The 9334-nt window shown below is 62.2% G+C and carries 6 protein-coding genes; all 6 read left to right on the top strand.

Annotated elements, in window-relative coordinates; all coding sequences use genetic code 11:
- Positions 1-292: 292 nt before the first annotated feature.
- The 6 genes from DW899_RS09225 (at position 293) to nifJ (ending at position 9078) form a co-directional block, all read left to right on the top strand.
- Complete coding sequence (locus DW899_RS09225; RefSeq protein ID WP_006235174.1) at positions 293-613, top strand: YbaB/EbfC family nucleoid-associated protein; 321 nt, start codon at positions 293-295, stop codon at positions 611-613.
- Positions 614-626: 13 nt separating this feature from the next.
- The gene (gene recR / locus DW899_RS09220) at positions 627-1223 is read left to right on the top strand and encodes a recombination mediator RecR (protein WP_089573257.1); all 597 of its coding nucleotides are present in this window, start codon (positions 627-629) and stop codon (positions 1221-1223) included.
- Between the two features lie 245 nt (positions 1224-1468).
- On the top strand, positions 1469-2362 hold the full coding sequence (locus DW899_RS09215) for a hypothetical protein (RefSeq protein WP_117640715.1): 894 nt from the start codon (positions 1469-1471) through the stop codon (positions 2360-2362).
- Complete coding sequence (locus tag DW899_RS09210) at positions 2359-4203, top strand: hypothetical protein (RefSeq protein WP_117800775.1); 1845 nt, start codon at positions 2359-2361, stop codon at positions 4201-4203. The genes DW899_RS09215 and DW899_RS09210 overlap by 4 nt, the downstream gene beginning before the upstream one ends.
- 3 nt (positions 4204-4206) lie before the next feature.
- Positions 4207-5145: an FHA domain-containing protein gene (locus DW899_RS09205; protein WP_117800773.1), complete on the top strand. Its 939-nt coding sequence runs from the start codon at positions 4207-4209 to the stop codon at positions 5143-5145.
- Between the two features lie 393 nt (positions 5146-5538).
- Positions 5539-9078, top strand: coding sequence for a pyruvate:ferredoxin (flavodoxin) oxidoreductase (gene nifJ / locus DW899_RS09200; protein ID WP_117800772.1), 3540 nt, complete (start codon positions 5539-5541; stop codon positions 9076-9078).
- Positions 9079-9334: the final 256 nt, after the last annotated feature.

Below are 9334 nucleotides of genomic sequence, written 5' to 3'. Positions count from 1 at the left end.
CCATCAGCTCAATGTGTTCGGTTGAGATCGGAAATCAACCATTTAGTGGCACACATGAAATGCCGGATTCGGCTCTACTAGATTGAGTATGCGATATTATGCAACCTTGCATAATTCGGCCTTGCATAATCTTTGCGCGTGGTTTGTATTGGAGGACATGTATATCGACTGAGGTAGCGTGTCCGCCCCGCTTGCTTGCCCCGCGCCGTGGTACGATTTTTGAGTTTGAAAGTCCCGTCGCGCTCCGGCTGCCCTTGCAGCTTGTCGCGCGGCCGCACGTAAAGGAGCCATCATGGCCGGTATGAACATGCAGCAAATGATGAAGCAGGCTCGCAAGATGCAGGAGCAGCTTGCCGCCGCGCAGGAAAACCTTAAGTCCCAGACCGTCGACGCCTCTGCCGGCGGCGGCATGGTCAAGGTGACCGTTAACGGCGAGATGGAGCTCGTCAACCTCACCATCGACCCCGATGCCCTCGATCCCGAGGACGTCGATATGCTGCAGGACATGATCATGGCTGCCGTCAACGAGGCCGTCCGCGGTGTCAACGAGCTTGCCAACAAGCAGATGGGCGCCATCACCGGCGGCCTCAACATCCCGGGCATGCCGTTCTAAGACACGCATATATATGAGTGCCAACCATAGTCTGCAAAAATTGCTCGATGAGCTGGGCCGTCTGCCGGGCATTGGTCCCAAGTCGGCCCAGCGCATCGCCTATTACCTGCTCGAGGCCGATGCCGAGGAGGCGCGCCGCCTGGCCGAGGCTATCCTGGAGGTTAAGCAGGAGGTTCACTTTTGCAGCCGCTGCTTTAACTACGCCACGGCCGACGAGTGCTCCATCTGCCAGGATTCGATGCGCGATACCACTCGCATTTGCGTGGTGGGCGAGCCGCGCGATGTCCAGGCGATTGAGCGCACGGGCAGCTACCACGGTCTCTACCACGTATTGGGCGGCGTGATCAGTCCCATGGACAAGATTGGTCCCGAGCAGTTGCACATTCGTGAGCTGCTGGCACGCTTGGGCCACGAGGACATCCACGAGGTCATCATCGCCACCAACCCCAATATCGAGGGCGAGACCACGGCGAGCTACCTGGCCCGCACTATCAAGCCGCTGGGCGTTGAGGTATCGCGTCTGGCGAGCGGCCTTCCCGTGGGCGGCGACCTGGAGTATGCCGACGAGCTTACGCTTGGGCGCGCCATCGAGGCCCGTCGCACGATTTAGGTGGCGAGCCTGCTCCTGCCGTATGTCTTCATCGCGACGCACGGGGTAGCCATAATTTCCCCGTGCGACTGTAAGTTTGTTGTGCAACAAAGATGCTTTGTATCCGCTTATCGCATGGATGCTTCCACTCGCATCCTTAATTTGCCCATTCGTTGCGCAACCTTTTGGGTCCGCTGATACACTCAAATATGGATTCGAATGAATGCGCCGCTCCCGAGCGGCGTGTTTTTGTTGGAGGAGAACGCATGCGGCCCGGTGGCACTCAGACAAAGCGCGGCGCCGCGGTGCGCATGCGACGCCGACTGGGCTTGGCGCCGCGGGCGTACGCACTGCTGTCTTGCTCGCTGGTGCTGGTCATAGCTGGCGTTTCTGCCTATGGCATGACCGTGCCGTCCATGATGCAGGCACATGCCGCACGCGAACCGCGCGTGGGGCATGAGGTCAAAAGTGACCTGGGGACCACGACTGGATATGCTTGGGCAAGTGTGGTCGCGCATATTGTGTTTGGCACCGGCGCCGAGGCCCCGGACAACGAAGTCACGCTTGCCAATGGCAAAACCATCGTGCTCACCAACACCAAGATCATCGATCGGTTGTCCAACAATAGCGTGGCGGCAACGGTGAATAAGGTCGAGCAGCAGAAGGAGCAGGACGCCCAGCAGTCCGGAAAGCCCGGTAGCTCGGATACTTCTGGCTCCGGCTCGGATTCGTCGAGTTCGGGCGGTGGCTCTGGGTCGGGTTCCTCTGCCGGAGGGTCTGGAAACGGCGGCTCGACGGGCGGCAACACTGACAACGATGCAAACTCCGGTGGCCTTTCCGCTGCTGAGGAAGAGAGCATTCACAGCTGGCTTGTGACCAAGTACAACATGCTCGACGGCTATGTTTCTCGTGCCAATGACGTGGTCTCGACCTATAACTCTACGGGAGATCCCAGGCCGTGCGACAGCCTGGTCGGGGAGATGTTTGTCATTCGAGCCGAGTTCGGTCGTCAGACATTCTCGCCCCGGTCAAAGTGGTATCAGCAGTATGCCAATCTGTGGGGCTGTTACACCAACCTATGTCAATGGGTCGGCCATTACGGCGATGATGACGTCGCGCTCGGTAACTTCAACAATAACGTGGCGGCGCTTGCCCTATGATGACCGATCTTGCATCCACCACACCACAATCGCTCGGTCGCGATCCCATGGTCGGCCTGCGCCTGGCGCGTGTCGACGGGTTTGAGCCGGCCATTGCGCTCGGTCAGGGCGAACTGCCTGCCTATCTGCGTCGTTTTACGATGCTGTTTGCCGACGATGCCGCCATGCGCCGTGGCGGTATCGGCCGCGTGACGCGTGCCGTCAACGCCCAAGGCGAGGCCGTGGCACTCAAACAGCTCATCTTGCCGACGCGCGATGAGTTTGACGACGATGCCGCTCACGAGGCGCTGGTCGCCAAGTTCAAGGCGGCGTTTCGCGAGGAATACGAATGCCATCGCGCCCTTTCGGGCCTTAAGGGCTTTCCCCGCCTCTATGGCTGGGGCGAGGTCGACGGTGTGCCTGCAATTGTCATGGAATGGGTCGAGGGCGAGACGCTTGCCCGCTTGCGTTCGCGACTTGCCGTGGACGATGCCGGACGCCTGTCGCCGCTTGTGGCGGCGCGTCTGGGTCGCGACCTGTTCGATCTGCTCTGCCGTATGAGCCTGGTGGGCGAGGGCTTTGTCCATCGCGATATCTCGCCCGCTAATATTATGGTGCGTACGGCGCGTCTACCGCTTGACCGGCAGCTTGCCGAGGGCACCTTTGACCTGTGCCTGATCGACTTTGGCTCGTCGCTGGCGCTTGAGCCTGCGTCGGCCGTGGCCGGTACCGGCGGCAAGGCGTCGTTTACGGAGCGTTATGCCACGCTGCGTCGCGCGACGGTTGCCTATGCCCCGCCCGAGATGCTCACCGACGATATTCCCGACCTGCGCGCTTTGCGTATGTCGCCGGCGATTGACGTCTATGCCGCGGCAAGCACGGTTTACGAGCTCATTGCCGGCATCGCGCCATACGAAGCCGCGCCGAGCACTTCGGGCACCTCGGGTTCGCGCAAAAAGACGCGCGACATCGCGAGCCCCTACCGTCTCAAGATGGACACGCGGCCCGACTATCCCATTGGTGCCCATGCGCCCGGTTGTGATTTGACGCAGCTGCTTCATCGCGAGCCCGATGTGGCGCTCGCCGCGGCCGAGCAGGCCCAGCAGCTGGGGCTTGAGCCGGATTCCGAGGAGCTACGCGATGCGCTGGCGTTTGTCGATGCCCAGCTGTTCGACGTGGTGATGGCCTGTCTGTCCAGCCATCAAAAAGATCGTCCCGAGCCGGCGGCGGTCGAGGCGGCGCTCTCGGCGTTTTGTGACCACTATGCGCAAAATGTCGGTCGTTCGCTCCGCGGCGAGCCGCTCACGCCGTGCCCCATGGATGCGTCCGGCCGCGCGGTTCGTCGCGCGCTGATGGTCGGCGCGGCGGTCGTCTGTGGCGTGGTTTGGGCTGCGGTCGTGGTTTCGGCCGCGCTGCTGGCGTCGGGCGCTCGCGTGACGGCGACTTTGGGATCGCTCGTGTGGTCTGGGTCGCTACCGGGTGTTATTGCCGCACTGGCGCTGGCGCTGCCAGGCATGGCCGGCGTTGCCGCGGGGGCACTTGCGCGCGATCGACGCTCGGGGTTCCTGCAGGGTGTGCTTGCGCTTTCTGCCTGCGAGGTTCCGGTACTGGTTGTGACTGCATGTAGCGTATTTTCCCAACGCGCCGTGATGGGCGGCCTTGTTGCCGCTTTGGTTGCAACCTATACGCTTACGTGGTTTTTGCTTGCGATGGGCTTTGCCTTTGAACTTCCTGTTTCGGCACCGCGACGCACAAAAGCCCAGATGGCGACTCCGCTTGCCGGTGGAGCCGCAGCTGCCCGTACTTTTGGCGGACCTGTCGAAGTATCGTCCGATTCTATTTCTACGACCAAGGAGGCCTAGGTCATGGCATCTCAAGTTGAGCTCACCCCATGCGGGGCCATGTTTGACATCTTTAAGCGCGCGGCGCATCTGAGCCATATCGAGCTGTGCGGCTTGGTGCTTTCGTCCCGTCCGCTCGCCGACGGCCGCAGCCCGCAGAGCCGAGCCGCCGATCGCTCTTGGGTTTCCCGCTTTATCGTTCGCGCGCCGGTCGGCACGCTTCAGCAGCGCTACTTTGCCGAATACGGTACCTCGGCTGCGCGTATTATGTCGCAACTGGCCCTGCGCCAGCGCAATCCCATGGACTCCACGGCTGTAATCAATATGGTGTGCGGTCCTGCAGGTGAACCGATGGTACGCGCGCTCGAAGAGTGCCACCAGGACACGAATCTCTATCGCAACGCGCTCGATCGCCTGTCCCAGGCGGCGGAACTCATGCCCGCCGAGCGCGCCGAGGCCGTGCTGGTGCTGTTTGTCGCCGTCGGTTGTTCGGCGGATGTGCGGTCCTCGGTGAACTATGCCATCGACTACGCGCACGCGACCTGTGGCGGAGGCACCTCCACGCCGCGTTCGCCTGGCATGTCGATGACCGCGGGCGAACGCGACCCCGCCCCGGCGCACCCTTTGGGCTTGCTGCGCATACAAAACAGTTTTGTCGTGAGTGCCCCGCGCTGGATTCAGCCGAGTGAGCAGGGTGTTGAGATTGGCGCGCTGGCCACTGGTGAGGGCGATATTACCGACGTCGGCGACGATGTCTCGGCCCGCCATGCCCATATCTGGTGCGATGCTCAAAATATCTGGCACGTCGAGGACTTGTCGTCCACCAACGGAACCGTGGTGGTAAACGGGGCCACGCGCGTCTGCATTCAGGTCGAGCCCGGCCGTTCCGCCCAACTCAATCCCGGCGACGAGCTCAAGCTCGGCGAATCCACTACCTACGCCATCCTCTTCGGTGCCCTCTAGCCAGTCTCGCCAAATGGTCCCTCCGTCCCCAAGGGATCATTTTGCTCCCGGCAGTCACCCGAGGTAAACCTTTACCGCCCGCCTATATTTGCCGAAATTACACTTGACGGCGGGGTACAATAAACCCGCATGCGGATTTCCGTTGCGGGCGCCTCCCATCGCCGGGGCGTGCCCGGGGGCATCCGGCATGCGGCCTTTGCGGCGCTCGGTCATGTGCAAGACGGGTAGCTGGGCCTGCGGTGCGCAAGCGCCCCTCGCCTTGGCATGCCTTCTCTCCACGCCATGCACCTGCTGCCAAGTCCGCCTGCCAGATGATTGGAAGCGAAAATCCCATCACGCCAACATCCCGGCGATCGCCGGGGCCTGTATACCTATATGAGAGGAGAGGGGTATATGGCGCGTAAGTTTAAGTCTATGGACGGCAACGAGGCGGCCGCATATGTTTCGTATGCGTACACCGAGGTAGCGGGAATCTATCCCATTACGCCGTCCAGCCCGATGGCCGACCATGTCGACCAGTGGGCGGCCCAGGGTCGCAAGAACATCTTCGGCACCCCGGTCAAGGTCGTCGAGATGGAGTCCGAGGCAGGTGCAGCCGGTACCGTTCACGGTTCGCTGGGCGCCGGTGCTCTGACCACCACCTACACGGCTTCTCAGGGTCTGCTCCTGATGATCCCGAACATGTACAAGATCGCGGGCGAGCAGCTCCCGGGCGTTTTCCACGTCTCCGCGCGTTGCGTCGCTTCGCACGCCCTGAACATCTTTGGCGATCACTCCGACGTCATGGCCTGCCGTCAGACCGGCTTCGCCATGCTCGCCGAGGGCAACGTCCAGGAGGTCATGGACCTCTCGCCGGTGGCTCACCTTGCCGCCATCGAGGGCAAGACCCCGTTCCTTAACTTCTTCGATGGCTTCCGCACCAGCCACGAGATCCAGAAGGTCGCCATGTGGGACTACAAGGATCTGGCCGAGATGTGCGACATGGACGCCGTCCAGGCTTTCCGCGATCACGCGCTCAACCCTGAGCACCCGCACACCCGCGGCAGCCACGAGAACGGCGATATCTTCTTCCAGAACCGTGAGGCCTGCAACAAGGTCTACGACGAGCTTCCCGCCGTCGTCGAGGGCTACATGAAGAAGATCAACGAGAAGCTCGGCACCGATTACGGCCTGTTCAACTACTACGGCGCTCCCGATGCTGATCGCGTCGTCGTGTGCATGGGCTCCTTCTGCGACGTGCTCGAGGAAGTCATCGACTACCTCAACGCTCACGGCGAGAAGGTCGGCCTGGTCAAGGTTCGCCTGTTCCGCCCGTTCTCCATCAAGCACTTTGTGGACGTTCTCCCCGAGACCGTCCAGAAGATCGCCGTCATGGACCGTACCAAGGAGCCGGGTTCCATCGGCGAGCCGCTCTACCAGGACGTCGTCTCCGCTCTCTACGAGGCCGGCAAGACGGGCATCAAGGTCGTCGGCGGCCGTTATGGCCTGGGCAGCAAGGACACGCCTCCCGCGTCCGCGTTCGCTGTCTTCGAGGAGCTCAAGAAGGACGAGCCCAAGCGCGAGTTCACCATCGGCATTGTCGATGACGTGACCAACCTGAGCCTGCCCGAGGCCGAGGATGCGCCCAACACCGCAGCCCCCGGCACCATCGAGTGCAAGTTCTGGGGTCTGGGTGGCGACGGTACCGTCGGCGCCAACAAGAACTCGATCAAGATCATCGGCGACCACACCGACAAGTACGTCCAGGCCTACTTCCAGTACGACTCCAAGAAGACCGGCGGCGTCACTGTCTCGCACCTGCGTTTTGGCGATTCCCCGATCCGTTCGCCGTACTACGTGACCAAGGCCGACTTTGTCGCTTGCCACAACCCCAGCTACATCGTTAAGGGCTTCAAGATGGTCCGCGACGTCAAGCCGGGCGGCACCTTCCTGGTCAACTGCCAGTGGAGCGACGAGGAGTTCGCCGAGCACATGCCCGCCGTGGCCAAGCGCTACATCGCGAACAACAACGTCAACGTCTACCTGATCGACGCTATCGACCTGGCCGCCAAGGTCGGCATGGGCAAGCGCACCAACACGGTGCTCCAGTCCGCCTTCTTCGCGCTGGCCAAGGTCCTGCCCGCCGAGGACGCCCTGCAGTACATGAAGGACGCGGCTACCAAGTCCTACATGAAGAAGGGCCAGGCTATCGTCGACGCCAACCACAAGGCCATCGATGCCGGCGCTACCGCCTTCCGTAAGTTTGAGGTTCCGGCCGACTGGGCTACCGCCGAGGATGCCGCTCCCGTCGAGCTCTCCGAGGAGACCAAGTCCGCTATCGCCCAGCAGGTCAAGAACCTGCTCGAGCCCATCGATCGCATGGATGGCGACAGCCTGCCCGTTTCCGCCTTCGTCGGTTGCGCCGACGGCCAGTTTGAGCTGGGCGCCTCCGCATACGAGAAGCGCGGCGTCGCCGTGGTCGTTCCCCACTGGGACGAGACCAAGTGCATCCAGTGCAACCAGTGCGCCTACGTGTGCCCGCATGCCACCATCCGTCCGTTCGCGATGACCGAGGACGAGGCTGCCGCCGCGCCCGAGGCTACCCGCACGCTCGACGCCATGGGTCCCAAGGCCAAGGGCATGAAGTTCACCATGGCTGTGTCCCCGCTCGACTGCATGGGTTGCACCAACTGCGTCAAGGTCTGCCCCAAGGGCGCCCTCGAGATGGTTCCCACCGAGCAGGAGATGGACCAGCAGCCCGTTTGGGACTACATGGTCGAGAACGTCTCCGAGAAGAAGGAGCTCATCGCGGCCAACGTCAAGGGCAGCCAGTTTAAGCAGCCCTACCTGGAGTTCTCGGGTTCCTGCGCCGGCTGTGCCGAGACCGCCTATGCACGTCTGGTGACCCAGGTCGCCGGCGACCGCATGTTCATTTCCAACGCCACCGGCTGCTCCTCCATTTGGGGTAACCCCGCTGCCACCGCTCCTTACTGCAAGGACAAGGACGGTCACGGCCCGGCGTGGAACAACTCCCTGTTCGAGGACAATGCCGAGCACGGTCTGGGCATGGCCGTTGGCTATGAGGCCGTTCAGCACAAGCTGATCGCCGCTACCCAGGACATCATCGCTGCCGATGGTCCGTCCGATGAGCTCAAGGCCGCCGGTCAGGCTTGGATCGACTCCGTCAACGACGCCGAGGCCTCCAAGACTGCTGCCGCTGCCTACGTTGCCGAGCTCGAGAAGTGCGGCTGCGACGCTTCCAAGGCAATCCTCGCCGACAAGGCTTACCTCACCAAGAAGTCCTTCTGGATCTTCGGCGGCGACGGCTGGGCCTACGACATCGGCTTCGGTGGCCTGGATCACGTCCTGGCTTCCGGCCACAACGTCAACGTCTTCGTCTTCGACACCGAGGTCTACTCCAACACTGGCGGTCAGGCCTCCAAGGCTTCGAACCTGGGCCAGGTCGCTCAGTTCGCCGCTGCCGGTAAGGTGACCAAGAAGAAGTCTCTGGCCGAGATTGCCATGAGCTACGGCTACGTCTACGTGGCACAGGTTGCCATGGGCGCCAACCCGGCTCAGACCCTCAAGGCCATCCACGAGGCCGAGGCCTACGACGGCCCGTCCCTCATCATCGGCTACAGCCCCTGCGAGATGCACTCCATCAAGAAGGGCGGCATGCAGAACTGCCAGGCCGAGATGAAGAAGGCTGTCGAGTGCGGTTACTGGAACCTCTTCCGCTTCAACCCCGAGGCTGCTGCCGGCAAGAAGTTCTCGCTCGATTCCAAGGAGCCCGCGGGCGGTTACCAGGAGTTCCTGATGAATGAGGCCCGTTACGCTTCGTTGACGCGTTCCTTCCCCGAGCGCGCTGAGGAGCTCTTCAAGGAGAACGAGCAGGCCGCCATGGACCGCTATCAGCACCTGCTGAAGCTCAAGACGGTGTACAACGAGGCCTAAGTCTCCCACCGCAGGATCTGAGGGCTGACCTTCGCGGACGTCCTCGGACATGAAGGAACCCCCGCTGCGCACAACGTGCGGCGGGGGTTCCTTCGTCCTGCGGAGTGTCCGCGAAGGTTGGCCCTCAGATCCTGCTACGACTACGTCCTCGGATTGTGGGGCTGAATGAAGGACGTGGTTGGCGGGGCCTTTTGTCCCGGTCGCTGTTTCGCGGCTTTGCCGCGAAACCACGCGCCACTTTGGGCATGGAGGGCTA

This window comes from Collinsella sp. AM41-2BH (assembly GCF_003468085.1).
Lineage (GTDB): Bacteria > Actinomycetota > Coriobacteriia > Coriobacteriales > Coriobacteriaceae > Collinsella.
This window is presented reverse-complemented; position numbering and strand designations above follow the sequence as displayed.